Origin of the sequence: Sphingomonas sp. Leaf32 (assembly GCF_001421765.1) — a bacterium.
Classification (GTDB): Bacteria; Pseudomonadota; Alphaproteobacteria; order Sphingomonadales; family Sphingomonadaceae; genus Sphingomonas.
Map to the genome: position 1 here is coordinate 900,531 of NZ_LMLA01000001.1, position 15,520 is coordinate 916,050.

Here is a 15,520-nt window from a genome sequence, read left to right on the forward strand (position 1 = left end):
GCGATCAGTTCAACCCGTCGTCGGAGACATAGGCGAGGCCGGCGCGCGCTTCCAGGGCGGCACGGTCGCGCATCACAATCCGTCCGCGCGAACACCGCACCATATGTTCGCCTTCCAGAATATGGAGGCAATCGGTGACGGTCGCGCGCCGCAGGTTCAGCGTGGCCGCGATCGAGGCATGGGTGACCGACATCGTGTCGCCGTCGATCCGGTCGTCGATCATCAGCAGCAGCCGGGCGATGCGGCGCTCGGGCACATCGCGCAGCGCCGACGCGAGCGTCCGCGCCATTTGCATCGAGAATCGCTGAGCGAAGGTCAGGATGGCCTTCAGCAGCGCATGGTCCTCGTTCGCGGCCTCGACGACGGCGGTCGCCGGGATGACGATGGCGCTGCCCGGCTGGATGTGCGCGCGGGCGGTGAACGGGGTCGGTTGATCGCTGAACAGTCGCGACCAGCCGACGACGCCGTCGCGACCGATCATCCCGACATCCTGCGACGACCCCCCGGTCGACAGCGACAGCATGGCCGGGGCGCCCTCTGGGAACACCAGCTTGTCGATCGATTCGCCGCTACGCGTCAGGATTTCGCCGGGTTGCAGCGCGACACGACTGGCGACCATGGCCAGTTTGCGCCGCGTGTCGGGGCGCATGGCACCCAACAGCCTGTTATCCGTCGTGGGCAGGGTAGTACACGGTTCGCCCACGCGATCGATATTAATTGCGAAAGCCATTTCGCACCTTGTGCCTGCAAGATTTGGTGCAATCCAGTCACCCAATGCACCCTGTACGGAACCGTACGTCCATCCCGCTTTTTGCATCGTTCGTCGAGGCCGGTTCGTTCGGTCTTAGCAACGACCCAGGGAGATGGTGTCATGGACGAGCAGATGACGGTGACGCACGCGTTCGATGCGCGTGCGAAGCGGCGTGAAGAACGACGCGATTTCTTCAAGATGCTTGGCGGCGCGGCAGCAGTAGGCGGCGCCGCTTTTGTTATGGCACAGTCGGATGAGGCACAGGCGCAGAGCGCACCTACCGATGCAGACATTCTGAACTTCGCGCTCAACCTCGAATATTTGGAAGCGCAATTCTATTATTTCGCGGCGTTCGGTAGCGGACTTCCCAATTCGATCCTGACGGGTACGGGCACGCAGGGCGCGGTCAGCGGCGGCCGACAGGTCAGCTTTTCCGACCCACTGGTCGCGCAATACGCACGCGAAATCGCGGCCGACGAACGCGCCCATGTCGAATTCCTGCGCACGGCACTGGGCAGCGCGGCGGTCGCGCAACCGGCGATCGACATCGGCGCGACCGCGACCGGTGCATTCTCCTCGGCCGCACGCGCGGCGGGGCTGATCGGTGCGGGCGCGACGTTCGATCCCTATGCCAGCGACGAGAATTTCCTGCTGGGCGCCTTCATCTTCGAGGATGTCGGAGTCACCGCCTACAAGGGCGCGGCACCGCTGTTGACCAGCAAGACCTTCCTTGAAGCCGCCGCCGGCATCCTCGCGGTCGAGGCGTATCACGCCGCGATCGTGCGCACGACGCTCTATGCCAAGGGAATCGCAACGCCGTCGGCGCAGTTGATCCAGGCGACGGACGCGATCTCGAACGCGCGCGACAGCCTCGATGGCAGCACCGATCTCGACCAGGGGCTGACCCCGCTGGCGAGCAATCCGAACGCCAGCAACATCGTGCCGCTCGACACCAACGGCCTCGCGTACAGCCGCTCGGCCGGGCAGACGCTGAACATTGTCTATCTCAACAATGCCCAGGTGAATGGCGGCGGATTCTTCCCCAACGGGGTGAACGGCACCATCCGCGCCAGCGCCGCCAACTGAACCTGAGGAAAGACATCATGCATAACGATCCGATCCTGCAGGTTCTCGAAGCCTGCGACCAGCGGCGCAATGCGCGCCGCGACTTCATGCGCTATGCCGGCGGCGCGGCGATCGCCACGGCGGGCGCGACGGTATTGTCTGCGTGCAGCGACAGCGGCGGCGGCTTCATCACCCCCGGACCGACACCGACGCCTACGCCGACCGCTACCACGGCATTGTCCGATGCCGACGTCCTCAACTTCGCGCTGAACCTCGAATATCTCGAGGCGCAATTCTATTCGTTCGCCGCGACCGGCGCGGGCCTGCCCAACAGCAGCCTGACCGGCACGGGGACGCAAGGGGCCGTCACCGGCGGGCGGCAGGTCACGTTCACCGATCCGCTCGTCGCCCGCTATGCCCGCGAAATCGCGGCGGACGAGATCGCGCACGTCAATTTCCTGCGCAGTGCGCTGGGATCGGCGGCGGTCGCACAGCCGGCGATCGACATCGGCGTGACGGCGACCAGCGCCTTTTCGAACGCGGCGCGGGCCGCCGGGCTGATCGGCACGGGCGCGGCGTTCGACGTCTATGCCACCGACGAGAACTTCCTGCTGGGTGCGTTCATCTTCGAAGATGTCGGCGTCACGGCGTACAAGGGCGCGGTCGGCTTTATCAGCAACAAGACCTTCCTCGAGGCGGCAGCCGGCATTCACGCGGCGGAAGCCTATCATGCCGGGCTGGTGCGCACCGTGCTGTATCGCAAGGGCGTGGCCACGCCTGCGCTGATCGATGCGACCGAAGCGATCTCGACCGCGCGCGACAGCCTCGACGGTAGCAGCGATCTCGATCAGGGTATCCGCGCGACCGGCAGCGGTAGCGCGACCGCGTCGAACATCGTTCCGACCGATGGCAGCGGTATCGCATTTAGCCGGACGCCGGGGCAGGTGCTGAACATCGTCTATCTCGACCGGACGGCAAAGACGGCGGGTGGGTTCTTCCCGAACGGCGTCAACGGCACGATCCGCTCGAGCGCGGCGAACTGACCGGTGGGCGGCGCGCCATAGTCAGGCGCGCCGCCTTTCCGTCAAACCGTGGGTGTGCCGACCAGCCGCGCATACGCCTCTTCGGGCGGGCCATAGGTCATCGCCGCCATTTCCAGCAGCTTGTCGCGGTCCCGCACGATCACCCGGCCGCGTACCGACCGAATGGCGCGGGTCTCTTCCAGCCGGTGCAGCGCATCTGTGATGCTGCTGCGCCGAACCGCAAGCATCAGGCGAAATTCCTCGTGCGTCATCGAGATTTCGTCACCGCTTACCCGATCGTGGTAGAGGAGAATCCACCGCGCGAGCCGGCGTTCGACCGGGTGCGACAGCGCCGACACCACGGTTCGGCCCATCTGGATCAGAAATACCTGGATGAAGCGCAGCAATGGCGCGCGCAGCGTGTCGCTGCGTTCGACCGCCTCCAGCAAACGCGCCGCCGGGATGCGCAGCGCGGTGCCGGGTTCGGCGCGCAACACCACGTCATGCGGCGAACGGTCGTCGCCCAGCAGGATCGGCCAGCCGACATAGCCGTCCGCGCCCAGCAAACCGACGGCATGTTGTCGCTCGCCCTCGATCACCTCCAGCACGGCGGCGATCCCCCCTTCGAGGAAATAGACATGCTCGATCGGTTGATCGACGCGCAGCAGGGTATCGCCGACCGCGAGCCGGACCCGTTCCAGCCCCGGTTCCAGCAACGCGCGATCGGACGTCGACAGCGCGGCAAGCAGCCGGTTCTCGCCAGTCCGGGTGTTGTTGTCATGAGAATGGCTGGCAACGTCGTTCGATAGGGTCATCATGCTCGACATTTTCCACGCCATTGGTGACAAGGCAAACGCGAACCGTCGTCCTTCTATCCCTCTCGTCGTCGTCGGATTTGCGATCCGCATTGCCGTTTGCCCGAGCCTTGCATAGACAGGGCGCGACCGTGCCCAGCCTTCACACCCTTGCCAATCCACGCCGATTCCTTGCGATCGCCCGTCCGCTGACGCCGATATTGGTGTGGGCGGGGCTGGTGCTGTTCGGCTTGGGCTGCTGGGCCGGGCTGACACAGACTCCCGCCGATTATCTGCAAGGGCAGAGCGTTCGCATCCTGTACGTCCATGTGCCGGCCGCGTGGCTGGGCATGGGCGGCTGGTCGAGCCTCGCCATCGCCAGCATCGTCTATCTGGTATGGCGGCATCCGTTGGCCGCCGTCGCCGCGCGGGCGATCGCATTGCCCGGCGCGCTGTTCACCGCACTCTGCCTTGTGACCGGATCGATCTGGGGCCGGCCGACCTGGGGGACGTGGTGGCAATGGGACGGGCGGCTGACGTCGATGCTGCTGCTGTTCTTCGTCTACCTCGCCTATCTGGCGCTGGCGCGGGCCGACGCCGATCGGGATGGCGACGGGCGGATTCCGGCGCTGTTCGGGATCGCCGGGACGGCGCTGCTGCCGGTCATCCGCTATTCGGTGCTGTGGTGGCGGACGCTGCACCAGGGGCCGAGCATCACCCTGACCAAATCGACCATCGATCCGGCGATCCTGTGGCCGCTGTTCCTTACCGCCGGCGGGGCCAGCCTGTTGTTCGGCGGCATCGTGCTGATGCGGATGCGGACCGATCTGGCACGGATCAAGGCGACGGCGCGGATGCGTCGGCGGGCGGCGGCATGAACCATTGGGCGTTCATCACGGCCGCTTACGGCGTAACGATCTGCGGGATCGTCGCGATCACCATCGCATCGTGGGTGGCGATGCGGCGCGCGGAGCGGGGATGAGTCCGAAACGGCAACGCATGACGCTGGCGCTGCTGGCGGTGGTCGCGATCGTCGGCGCGGTGCTGCTCGCCATGTCGGCGCTGGGCGATGAGGCGGCGTTCTTCTACGCCCCCGCCGATGCGGCGTCGGCGCCGACCGGCAAGCCGGTGCGCCTCGGCGGCATGGTCGCCGCCGGGTCGGTCCGCCGCGCACCCGATGGCGTCACGATCCGCTTCACCGTGACCGATGGCAAGGCAAGCGTGCCGGTACGCTTCGCGGGCATCGTGCCCGACCTGTTCCGCGAAGGCTCCGGCGTGGTGGCTGAGGGACGGTTCGTGCCGGGGGGAGGCTTCGTCGCCGACAATCTGCTGGCCAAGCATGACGAGCGCTACATGCCGCCGCAGGTCGCGGGGAAAATGCACAAGAGCGAGAGTATCGCCAAGTGATCGCGGAAGCGGGCCTTGCGGCGCTCTGGCTGGCGGCGGCGATGGCGCTGTTGCAGCTGGCACTGGCGGCGCTCGCGCTGTCGTCGCGTGTGGCCGAGCCGCCGGCAATCGTCCGCGACCTGCTGGCGGCGGTGCGGCCGGTCGCGGTGGCACAGGGACTGCTGGCGGCAGGGGCGTTCGCGGCGCTCGTCACGGTGTTCGCGCGGACCGACCTGTCCGTGCTGCTGGTCGCGGAAAACAGCCATTCGGCCAAGCCGATGCTGTACAAGATCGCCGCGACCTGGGGCAATCACGAAGGGTCGATGCTGCTGTGGGTCACGGTGCTGGCGCTGGCGGGGGCAGGAATCGCGCTGTTCGAACGGCTACTCGCGACGCGCACCCATGTAGCGACGCTGGCGGCGCAGGCGGCGATCGCGGCCGGATTCTATGCCTTTCTGCTGTTCGCCTCCAACCCCTTTGCCCGCCTGTCGCCCGCGCCGCGGGATGGCCTGGGCCTCAACCCGCTGTTGCAGGACCCCGGCCTCGCCTTCCATCCGCCGACGCTCTACCTCGGCTATGTCGGCTTGTCGGTCGCCTTCTCGTTCGCGGTCGGGGCGTTGGTCACGCGCGACGTCGGGCGCGATTTCGCCCGCGCGATGCGGCCTTGGGTGCTGGGGGCGTGGATTTTCCTGACGATCGGGATCACCGCCGGCAGCTATTGGGCCTATTACGAGCTAGGCTGGGGTGGCTGGTGGTTCTGGGATCCGGTCGAGAATGCGTCGCTGATGCCGTGGCTGGCGGCGACGGCGCTGCTGCATTCGGTGACGGTGCTGGCGACCCGCGACGGGCTTCGCGCCTGGACGATCATGTTGTCGGTCGTCGCCTTTTCGATGTCGATGGTCGGCACCTTTCTGGTCCGGTCCGGCATTCTCACCAGCGTCCATGCCTTTGCGGTCGATCCGACGCGCGGCGGGTTCATCCTCGCGCTGCTGATCCTCTATATCGGCGGCGCGCTGGCGCTGTTCGCGTTCCGGGTGGGGACGGTACGACAGGGCGCGCTGTTCGAGCCGGTCAGCCGCGAAGGCGGGCTGGTGCTCAACAATCTGCTGCTCTCGGTCATCCTCGGCATCGTCCTGATCGGGACGCTCTATCCGTTGGTGGCGGAGGCGTTCGGGGTGCAGTTGTCGGTCGGACCGCCGTTTTTCAATCGTGCGGCGGGGCCGATCGCGTTGCTGCTGGTCGCCGGGATGGCCGTCGGGCCGTTGCTGCGGTGGCGGCGCGATCGGGGTATCGCGGTATTGCGGCGGGTCGCGGCGCCCGGTGGCATCACGATTGCGGTGTTCCTCGCCGCGATGCTGTGGGTCGACAGTGGCTGGCTGCCGAAATTCGGGCTGGCGCTGGCCGCCGGGCTGGCGTCCGCCAGCGTCCTGCCGCTGGTCGGGCGCAGTCCGTGGCGGACGCCGCTGCCGATCTGGGGGATGGTCGTCGCCCATCTGGGGATCGCGGTCAGCCTGGCCGGCATGGCCAGCGACAGCGCCTTCACGCAGGAGCGTCTGGTTGCCGCAGCGCCGGGCGAGCATCACACGGTCGGGCGGTTCGACGTCCGCTTCGACGGGATCAAGCCGGTCGTAGGGGACAACTGGTCGGCGGTGCAGGGGCATCTGACCGTGACGCGGGGTGCCGCCGTTCCGTTCGTGATGCGGCCGGAACAGCGGTTTTTCGCCAACCCCCCGACCGAAACGAGCGAAGCCGCGCTCGCGACCTATTGGGACGGGCAGTTATACGCCGTGCTCGGCCGGGACGATGTCGGGGGACGGCGGCAGTTGCGCCTGTGGTGGAAGCCGTTCGTGACGCTGATCTGGGCGGGCGGCGGGCTGATCGCATTGGGTGGCGCGATCGCCTTGGTCGGGCGGGTGCGTCGGCGGAGGGCGCGATGAACCGCCGTCTGCTCTGGATGCCGTTGCTGGCCTTCGTCGCGATTGCCGGACTGTTCGCGTGGATGCTGTCGCAGCACAGCGACCGACAGGTCCGGTCCCGCCTGATCGGAAAGCCGTTGCCGGCGTTCGCCCTGCCGCCGGCCGCGCCGGGCAAGCCGGGCCTTGCGACGGCCGTCTTTCAGACCGGCAAGCCCCGGCTGCTCAACGTCTTCGGCAGCTGGTGCGTGCCCTGCGCCGCCGAAGCACCGCAACTCGCCAGACTGGCGAAGGCCGGAGCGGTGATCGACGCCATCGCGATCCGCGATACGCCGGCCGATGTCGCGCGGTTCCTGTCGGCCAATGGCGATCCGTTCGCCGCGATCGGCGACGACCGCAACAGCAGCGTGCAACTGGCGCTGGGATCGTCGGGTGTGCCGGAAACCTTCGTCATCGACGGGCGGGGCCGCATCGCGCACCAGCATATCGGCGCGATCCGCGACGAGGACGTGCCGGTGCTGCTCGAAAAACTGGCAGCGGCGCGATGAAGTCGTTGCTTGCGCTCGCCCTGTTGATCGCCGCGCCGGCATTCGGCCAATCGCGCGTGCCGCCGCCGGTACTGGCCGATACGCAGCTTCCCGATCCGGCGCAGGAGCAGAGCGCCAAGGCGTTGATGGAAACGCTGCGCTGCCTCGTCTGTCAGGGGCAGTCGATCGCCGACAGCGATGCCGACATGGCCGCCGACATGCGCGCGCTGGTGCGGCAACGAATCGCCGCCGGGGAACGTCCGGTGGCGGTGCGCGACTGGTTGATCGAGCGCTATGGCGATTATGTCAGCTACGATCCGCCGCTGTCGGGCGCGACCGGTCCGCTGTGGCTGGCGCCGATCGTGCTGTTGGTGATCGGCGGCTGGCTGGCGCGGCGCAGCCTGAAGGGGCGGCGGCGATGAACGGCTGGTTGATCCTCGCGCTGTTGCTGCTCGCCATCTTCGCCTTGCTGGTCGCGATGCGGGTGTCGAAGCCGCTATGGGGCTTCGTCGGCGCGGCGCTGATGCTGGGTGCGGCAGGCTATGCGTGGCAGGGGCGACCGGCATTGCCCGGCGAACCGCGCGCGGCCCAGCGCACCATACAGGCCCCCGACATCGCCGCCGACGACCTGCGCGACGCGATATGGGGTCGGTTCACCTACGACTATGCCTATGCGGTAGCCGCCGACGGCCTTGCCCGCGCAGGCGCGACACAGGCGGCGGCGAATGCGGTGCTGGGCGGATTGCAGCGTGCGCCGGAAAGCGGGAGGCTCTGGACCCGGTTGGGAACGGCGATCCTCGCACATGACGGCGGGCAGGTCCTGTCACCTGCTGCCCGCACCGCCTTCGCACGCGGCATCGCCGCCGCGCCCGATCATCCCGGACCGTATTTCTATTACGGCATGGCGCTGATCCAGACCGGAAACCTGGCCGGAGCGAAACGGGCGTGGCTGGCGGCGCTGGCCCGTGCGCCGCGTAGCGCATCCTACCGCGAGGATTTCGCCATGCGGCTAGTCCTGCTCGACCGGCTGATGGCGATCCGACCGGCAGCGCCAGCGCGGTAGGACGGCGGCGCCCGCCCCACCGCGCAATGGTTTATGCGCCGCGCCCGGTCTTGGCTTGCAAGGCGTCGATCGCCTTCGATGCGTCGGCCTTGGTCAGCGAATCGTCGAAGGGTTCGCCGGCTTCCTCGCTCAGCGTCTTCAGATAGGATGCCTGCGCGCCAGTCATCGCTTCGTCGCCGGTCGTCCAGTCGTCCGGGTCTTTTTCCGCGTTGGAGAAGGGTTCGCTCTTGGGATTGGGGTGGTCGGTCATGGGCAGGTTCCTTTCCCCGCCACCAACCCGGTCGTTCCCAATTCGTTCCGTCAGGTCACAGCATTGCGGGCGTGATATTTCGGGTCGTCCCAGCCGCCGTCGGTCAGCAACTGCCGCAGCGTATCGATCGCGCGCCACAGATCGGCAAAGCCGACATAGAGCGGCGCGAAACCCAGCCGCAGCGCGTCGGGCGCGCGGAAATCGCCGATGACGCCGTGATCGATCAGCGCCTGGCACAACGCATGGGCCTGTGGGTGGCGGAACGACACATGGCTGCCGCGCTGCATCGCGTCGCGCGGGCTGATGAGCGTCAGGTCGGGGCAATGCGCCTCGACCAGCGCGATACAGGCGTCGCCCAGCGCCCGCGATTTGGCGAACAGCGCATCCCGGTCCACGCCGTCGAACTGCGCGACCCCTTCCTCCAGCGCGGCGAGCGCGAGGATCGGTGGCGTCCCGCACTGGAACCGCGAAATGTCGGCGGCCGGGGCGTAATCGTCGTCGAAGTCGAACGGCGCGGCATGGCCCAGCCATCCCGATAGCGGGGATCGCAACTCCGCCTGCTGCCGTTCGGCGACGTACAGGAACGCCGGCGCACCGGGGCCACCGTTCAGATATTTATAGCCGCAGCCGACCGCCAGATCAGCGTTGCAGCCATTCAGGTCGACCGGCACCGCGCCGACGCTGTGGCTGAGGTCCCATAGCACCAGCGCGCCCTTCGCCTGCGCGGCGGCGGTGATGCCGGCCATGTCGAGCATCGCGCCGCTCTTGTAATGGACATGGGTCAGCAGCAGCACGGCGACATCGTCGTTGATCGCCGGGACGATGTCGGCGGCCGGTGCGGTCCTTACCCGCGCGTGGCCGACGCTCCATGCCGCGCCGTCGGCCATGTACAGGTCGGTCGGGAAATTGCCCGGTTCGGACAGGATCGTGGTGCGGCCGGGCCGCGCCTTCAACGCGGCAACCAGCAGCTTGTAGAGATTGGCCGAGGTCGAATCGGCGACGACCACCTCATGCGGCCGTGCACCGATGAACGGCGCGATCCTCGCCCCGATCCGCCGCGCTGCGCCGATCCAGTCATGTGCGTTCCAGCTGCGGATCAGTCCTTCGCCCCATTGCTCGGTCGCGACCGCCTGCAACCGCGCCGGCGTGCTGCGGGGCAGGGCGCCGAGCGAATTGCCGTCGAGATAGACGACACCATCGGGCAGCGCGAACCGCTCGCGAAACTCGCGCAGCGGATCGGCGGCATCGCGCGCCTGCGCCTCGGCCAGCGTCATCGCGGTCACAGCGCGACCCGCACGGCCAGCAATTCGGGAAAGAACACTTCGTCGATCACCTTCGCCAGATAGGGGACGCCCGCGGTGCCGCCGGTCCCGCGCTTGAAGCCGATGATGCGTTCGATCGTCTTCAGATGCCCGAACCGCCACAGCTGGACGCGATATTCGAGGTCGACCAGCTTTTCGGCCAGTTCGTACAGGTCCCACCAGCGGTCGGGGTCTTCATACACCGCCTTCCACGCCGCCTCGACGGCGGGCGATGCGGCATAAGGTTGGGTGAAGTCGCGCTCCAGCCGGTCGGCGGGAATGTCGAACCCGCGCCGGGCGAGCAGCCGCAGCGCCTCGTCATACAGGCTGGTGCGCGTGAGCGCGTCGGTCAGCACGGCCTGCGCTGGCGCGTCGCCGTCATGCGCGGCCAGCATCCCGGCCTTCTTCGCGCCCAGCATATATTCGAGCAGCCGGTATTGCACCGACTGGAACCCCGAACTGCCGCCCAATTGCCCCCGCATCGCGGAGTAGTCGGCCGGGGTGATCGTCGCCAGCACCTCCCAGCTCTGGATCAGTTGCTGCTGCACTCGGGCGACGCGCGCCATCATCTTGAAAGCGCTGCCCAACCGATCTGCGATCAGCGCCTGCCGCACCGCTTCCAGTTCGTGGAGGCACAGCTTGATCCACAGCTCGGACGCCTGGTGGATGACGATGAACAGCAATTCGTCATGCGTGTCGGACAGCGGCGTCTGACAGGCCAGCAGGGTGTCGAGCCGCAGATAGCTGGTATAGGTCGGCCCGCTGGTCGGCGGGGCCGGCCGATCCGCCTCGCGGCTTTCCATTATCGCGGCCCGCCCATGTCGCGGAAGCTGTCCGGCGCATCCTCGCGCGGATGACCGGAGGGTGTCGGTAGCGGCTCGATCACCGGCGATTCCGGCGTGTCGAACCCGCCCTCCCATTTGGCGATGACACTGGCGGCGATGGCGTTGCCGACGACGTTGGTCGCGGTGCGGCCCATGTCGAGGAAGTGATCGATGGCGAGGATAAGCAACAGCCCGGCTTCGGGAATGTTGAACATGCCCAGCGTCGCGGCGATCACGACCAGGCTGGCGCGCGGCACGCCGGCGATCCCCTTCGACGTGACCATCAGCACCAGCAGCATCAGGATCATCTGACCCCAACTGAGATCGATGCCATAGGCCTGCGCGATGAAGATCGACGCGAACGTCATGTACATCATCGACCCGTCGAGGTTGAACGAATAGCCGAGCGGCAGCACAAAGCTGGCGATGCGCGGCGGCACGCCGAACCGGTCGAGCGCCTCAAGGGTACGCGGATAGGCGGCCTCCGACGATGCGGTCGAAAAGCCGAGCAGGATCGGATCGCGCAGATAGCGCAGCAGCATCTTCACCCGCGGACCGATGATGAGGAATGCGATGCCGATCAGCACTGTCCACAGCGTCGCGAGGCCGAGGTAGAAGCTGCCCATGAAATAGGCGAGGTCGCCGATGATCCCCGGACCCCGTTCGGCCAGCGTCGCCGTCACCGCCGCGAACACCGCGAACGGGGCGAAGCGCATGACGTAATCCGTAACCTGCAACATGACCGCGACCAGCCCTTCGAGCGCGCGGACGATCGGCGCGCCCTTCTCGCCGACCGCGGTCAGCGCGACGCCGATGAACAGCGAGAAGATGACGATCTGCAGGATTTCGTTGGTCGCCATCGCCTCGATGCCCGAGGCGGGGAAGATGTGGCCGACGAACTTCACGAAATCGAACGCGGGCTTCACCACGCCGCTGTCGGCCGTGACCGGCGGCACGGGCAGGCCGAGGCCGACGCCGGGCTGCAACAGGTTCACCAGCAGCAGGCCGAGCATCAGCGAGATGAAGCTCGCCATGACGAACCAGCCGAACGAGCGCAGCCCGACACGGCCCAGCGACGAACTGTCGCCCATATGCGCGATCCCGACGACCAGCGTCGAGAAGACCAGCGGCGCGATAATCATCTTGATGAGCCGCAGGAACACGGTCGTCACGGCCGACAGGTAATAGGCGATGCTCTTGAGCATCGCACTGCCCGATCCGCCGCCATCGTCCAGCCCGGCGTTCAGCGCCCAGCCGAGCACAAGGCCCGCCACCAGCGCGATGAGAATGAAAGTCGTAAGCCGCTTGGCCATGCGTCGTCCCTGAAAGTTTGGGCGCAAAGGGAGGGGAATGTTTCGTCCGGGTCAACCCCCGGTGCATTCGTGCATCTTGGCAAGTGGCGCGCCGCTGCGTATCGAGCCGGAATGACCTCGACCAATGACGTCCGCCGCTCGTTCCTCGACTTTTTCGAGAAGGCCGGCCATGCCCGCGTCGCCTCCGCGCCGCTCGTTCCGCAGAACGACCCGACGCTGATGTTCGTCAATGCGGGGATGGTGCCGTTCAAGAACGTGTTCACCGGCCTCGAAACGCGGCCGTACGTGACGGCCACGTCGTCGCAGAAATGCGTGCGCGCCGGGGGCAAGCACAACGATCTCGACAATGTCGGCTATACCGCGCGGCATCACACCTTCTTCGAGATGCTCGGCAATTTCTCGTTCGGCGATTATTTCAAGGAACAGGCGATCCTGAATGCCTGGACGCTGCTGACCCGTGAATGGGGCCTGCCGGCGGAAAAGCTGACCGCGACCGTCTATCATACCGACGACGAAGCGTTCGCCCTGTGGAAGAAGATCGCCGGGCTGCCCGATCACCGGATCATCCGCATCCCGACCAAGGATAATTTCTGGGCGATGGGCGACAGCGGCCCATGTGGTCCGTGTTCGGAAATCTTCTACGACCATGGCGACCATATCCCCGGCGGCCCTCCCGGCAGCCCGGACGAGGATGGCGACCGTTTCGTCGAGATCTGGAACCTCGTGTTCATGCAGTTCGAGCAGGACGCGAACGAGATCGTCGGCGAACTGCCCAAGAAGTCGATCGACACCGGCATGGGGCTGGAGCGGATCGCTGCGGTGATGCAGGGCATGTCGGACAATTACGACACCGATACCTTCAAGGCGCTGATCGCCGCATCGTCCGAACTGACCGGCACGCGGGCGGAAGGCGAGATGCAGGCCAGCCACCGCGTCATCGCTGACCACCTGCGCGCGTCGGGATTCCTGATCGCAGACGGCGTTCTGCCCGCTGCCGATGGCCGTGGCTATGTGCTCCGCCGCATCATGCGCCGCGCGATGCGCCACGCGCACCTGCTGGGCGCCAAGGAGCCGTTGATGCACCGGCTGGTCGGATCGCTGGTGTCCGAAATGGGCGCCGCCTATCCCGAACTGGTCCGCGCGCAGCCGCTGATCGAGGCGACGCTGGCGCAGGAGGAAACGCAGTTCCGCCGCACGCTCGAAAAGGGGCTGAAGCTCCTCGACGAAGCGACCGCCGATCTGGCCGATGGCGCCACGCTGTCGGGCGAAACCGCGTTCAAGCTCTACGACACCTTTGGCTTTCCCTACGACCTGACCGAAGACGCGCTGCGGGCGCAGGGCTATGGCGTCGATCGCGCCGGGTTCGACACGGCGATGGCCGAACAGAAGCGCGCCGCGCGTGCCGCGTGGAAAGGTTCGGGGGCCAAGGCGTCGGACGATGTCTGGTTCGACGTCCTCGAAACTGCCGGTCCCACCGAGTTCATCGGCTATTCGGTCGAGGCGGGCGAGGGGCAGGTCGTTGCGATCATCAAGGACGGTGGGCGCGTCGAGTCGGCGCAAGCCGGCGACGACGTGCTGGTACTGACCAACCAGACGCCCTTCTATGCCGAAAGCGGCGGGCAGGTCGGCGATGCCGGCACCATGGCGACCGAGGCGGGGCTGAAGGCTACCGTCACCGATACCGCCAAGCAGCTCGGCAAACTCCACGCCCATGTCGTGACGATCGATACGGGCACGCTCAAGGTCGGCGACAGCGTCGCGCTGACGATCGATACCGCGCGCCGTGCGCAGATTCGCGCCAACCATTCGGCGACCCACCTGCTGCACGAGGCGCTGCGCGAACGGCTTGGCACCCATGTCGCGCAGAAGGGGTCGATGGTCGCCCCCGAACGCCTGCGGTTCGACTTTTCGCAGCCGACGCCGATCGCCACGGACGCGCTGGCGTTGGTCGAGGCCGACGTCAACGCGCAGGTGCGCGGCAACGGCAGCGTCACCACGCGGCTGATGACCCCCGACGACGCGATCGCCATGGGCGCGATGGCGCTGTTCGGCGAGAAATATGGCGACGAGGTCCGCGTCGTGTCGATGGGGCAGGATGCAGATGGCACCTATTCGATCGAGCTGTGCGGCGGGACTCACGTCAGCGCGCTGGGCGAGATCGGCCTGTTCAAGATCGTATCGGAAGGTGCGGTGTCGTCAGGCGTCCGCCGCGTCGAGGCGCTGACCGGCGAGGCCGCACGCCAATGGCTGGGCAATCGCGACGCCAAGCTGCGTGAGGCGGCGGCGGCACTGAAGGCAACGCCCGACGAAGTGCCCGCACGTGTGGCGCAACTGGTCGAGGATCGTCGCCGGCTGGAGCGTGAACTGGCCGACACCAAAAAGGCATTAGCCATGGGTGGCGGCGCGGGGGCAGCCCCGGCGGGTCCCGAGCAGGTCGGCGGCATCGCGTTTCTGGGGCAGGTCATCGACGGCCTCGACGCCAAGGCGCTGCGCGGCACGATCGACGAAGCGCGTGCGCGGGTGCCGTCGGGCGTCGTGGCGCTGGTCGCGGTCAATGACGGCCGCGCCTCGGTCGGCGTCGGCGTGTCGAGCGACCTTACCGGTCGCGTCAGCGCGGTCGATCTGGTCAAGGCGGCGGTCGCGGCATTGGGCGGGCAGGGCGGCGGTGGTCGCCCGGACATGGCGCAGGGCGGCGGTCCCGACGGCGCCAAGGGCGACGAGGCCCTGGCCGCGATTCGCGCATTGCTGGCAGGCTGACCTAGTCTGAAATCTTTCCATCACCCCGTGTCTGATCCGGGGTCCCGCATTTTGCTTTTGTTGGCGAAAGCAGGGCTCCGGTGCAGTGCTGGGGTGACGTTGGATCTAAAGAAGTACCCCTGCCACACCCAAGAACGCTACGTTTCCCATCGGATGCGTCGTGCCGACACCGGTAGCACGTCGCCGCCGCTAACGTTCTGCCGCCAAAGGCGACATTGCTAGCGGGAATCGACCTTCAGCTACACCCGGTGTCGTTCCTGATCGCCGACTCCAGCCTCTCCGTCACCCCGGACTTGTTCCGGGGTCCACGGCGAGGCAATCGGCGCGGCGTGAGCCTCTAGCGACCGCGATCGCGGCTTGGTGGACCCTGGAACAAGTCCGGGGTGAGGATGGACCGGTGAATGTCGATCGACCCTAGCACCGCGCGTTTTGCGTCAGATGGCCCTTTGGTTCCGCCCGTTCATCTTTCATGCAGGCCCCGCCACGCATAGCGGACGATTGCGCAGCCATATTGCGCGTGCTAACGGCCCGGCCTTGAACCACTGGGACGCGGT

16 protein-coding genes are annotated in these 15,520 nt (G+C 67.0%); 10 read left to right on the forward strand and 6 right to left on the reverse strand.

The features are described from left to right. Positions 1 to 4: 4 nt before the first annotated feature. Positions 5 to 730: a Crp/Fnr family transcriptional regulator gene (locus ASE83_RS04300; protein WP_055784115.1), complete on the reverse strand. Its 726-nt coding sequence runs from the start codon at positions 728 to 730 to the stop codon at positions 5 to 7. Positions 731 to 871: 141 nt separating this feature from the next. Between ASE83_RS04300 and ASE83_RS04305 the strand changes: the two genes are divergently transcribed. Together ASE83_RS04305 and ASE83_RS04310 are read left to right on the forward strand one after the other, a co-directional pair. Further along, complete coding sequence (locus ASE83_RS04305; RefSeq protein ID WP_055784117.1) at positions 872 to 1,837, forward strand: ferritin-like domain-containing protein; 966 nt, start codon at positions 872 to 874, stop codon at positions 1,835 to 1,837. A gap of 17 nt (positions 1,838 to 1,854) precedes the next feature. Then, on the forward strand, positions 1,855 to 2,859 hold the full coding sequence (locus ASE83_RS04310; protein ID WP_055784119.1) for a ferritin-like domain-containing protein: 1,005 nt from the start codon (positions 1,855 to 1,857) through the stop codon (positions 2,857 to 2,859). Positions 2,860 to 2,900: 41 nt separating this feature from the next. On the opposite strand, the gene ASE83_RS04315 is transcribed toward ASE83_RS04310, so the two are convergent. Next, the gene (locus ASE83_RS04315; RefSeq protein WP_162236585.1) at positions 2,901 to 3,656 is read right to left on the reverse strand and encodes a Crp/Fnr family transcriptional regulator; all 756 of its coding nucleotides are present in this window, start codon (positions 3,654 to 3,656) and stop codon (positions 2,901 to 2,903) included. A gap of 128 nt (positions 3,657 to 3,784) precedes the next feature. Between ASE83_RS04315 and ccmC the strand changes: the two genes are divergently transcribed. The 7 genes from ccmC to ASE83_RS04345 are packed head-to-tail and all read left to right on the forward strand — an operon-like array spanning position 3,785 to position 8,521. After that, on the forward strand, positions 3,785 to 4,510 hold the full coding sequence (ccmC, locus tag ASE83_RS04320; protein WP_055784123.1) for a heme ABC transporter permease CcmC: 726 nt from the start codon (positions 3,785 to 3,787) through the stop codon (positions 4,508 to 4,510). Continuing rightward, entirely contained in the window at positions 4,507 to 4,614 is a 108-nt protein-coding gene (gene ccmD / locus ASE83_RS18360; RefSeq protein ID WP_156352631.1) for a heme exporter protein CcmD, read from the forward strand. The genes ccmC and ccmD overlap by 4 nt, the downstream gene beginning before the upstream one ends. Next, on the forward strand, positions 4,611 to 5,039 hold the full coding sequence (gene ccmE / locus ASE83_RS04325; RefSeq protein WP_055784124.1) for a cytochrome c maturation protein CcmE: 429 nt from the start codon (positions 4,611 to 4,613) through the stop codon (positions 5,037 to 5,039). The genes ccmD and ccmE overlap by 4 nt, the downstream gene beginning before the upstream one ends. Continuing rightward, the gene (locus ASE83_RS04330) at positions 5,036 to 6,955 is read left to right on the forward strand and encodes a heme lyase CcmF/NrfE family subunit (protein WP_055784126.1); all 1,920 of its coding nucleotides are present in this window, start codon (positions 5,036 to 5,038) and stop codon (positions 6,953 to 6,955) included. The genes ccmE and ASE83_RS04330 overlap by 4 nt, the downstream gene beginning before the upstream one ends. Beyond that, entirely contained in the window at positions 6,952 to 7,479 is a 528-nt protein-coding gene (locus ASE83_RS04335; protein WP_055784128.1) for a DsbE family thiol:disulfide interchange protein, read from the forward strand. Before ASE83_RS04330 ends, ASE83_RS04335 begins: the two co-directional genes overlap by 4 nt. Further along, a complete protein-coding gene (locus ASE83_RS04340; protein ID WP_055784129.1) occupies positions 7,476 to 7,880 on the forward strand; it encodes a cytochrome c-type biogenesis protein in 405 nt (134 codons plus the stop codon). The genes ASE83_RS04335 and ASE83_RS04340 overlap by 4 nt, the downstream gene beginning before the upstream one ends. Then, positions 7,877 to 8,521 (forward strand): hypothetical protein, encoded by a 645-nt coding sequence (locus tag ASE83_RS04345; RefSeq protein WP_055784132.1) that lies wholly within the window; start codon positions 7,877 to 7,879, stop codon positions 8,519 to 8,521. Before ASE83_RS04340 ends, ASE83_RS04345 begins: the two co-directional genes overlap by 4 nt. Before the next feature lie 31 nt (positions 8,522 to 8,552). On the opposite strand, the gene ASE83_RS04350 is transcribed toward ASE83_RS04345, so the two are convergent. Genes ASE83_RS04350 through ASE83_RS04365 form a run of 4 tightly spaced genes read right to left on the reverse strand, consistent with a single transcriptional unit; the run spans position 8,553 to position 12,209 of the window. Beyond that, a complete protein-coding gene (locus ASE83_RS04350; RefSeq protein WP_055784134.1) occupies positions 8,553 to 8,771 on the reverse strand; it encodes a DUF3072 domain-containing protein in 219 nt (72 codons plus the stop codon). A 50-nt stretch (positions 8,772 to 8,821) separates the two neighbouring features. Continuing rightward, a complete protein-coding gene (gene kynU / locus ASE83_RS04355) occupies positions 8,822 to 10,045 on the reverse strand; it encodes a kynureninase (protein WP_055784510.1) in 1,224 nt (407 codons plus the stop codon). Positions 10,046 to 10,050: 5 nt separating this feature from the next. Then, a complete protein-coding gene (locus ASE83_RS04360; RefSeq protein WP_055784136.1) occupies positions 10,051 to 10,875 on the reverse strand; it encodes a tryptophan 2,3-dioxygenase in 825 nt (274 codons plus the stop codon). Further along, positions 10,875 to 12,209, reverse strand: coding sequence for a dicarboxylate/amino acid:cation symporter (locus ASE83_RS04365; RefSeq protein WP_055784138.1), 1,335 nt, complete (start codon positions 12,207 to 12,209; stop codon positions 10,875 to 10,877). The genes ASE83_RS04360 and ASE83_RS04365 overlap by 1 nt, the downstream gene beginning before the upstream one ends. 111 nt (positions 12,210 to 12,320) lie before the next feature. Between ASE83_RS04365 and alaS the strand changes: the two genes are divergently transcribed. After that, complete coding sequence (gene alaS / locus ASE83_RS04370) at positions 12,321 to 14,966, forward strand: alanine--tRNA ligase (RefSeq protein ID WP_055784140.1); 2,646 nt, start codon at positions 12,321 to 12,323, stop codon at positions 14,964 to 14,966. Positions 14,967 to 15,520: the final 554 nt, after the last annotated feature.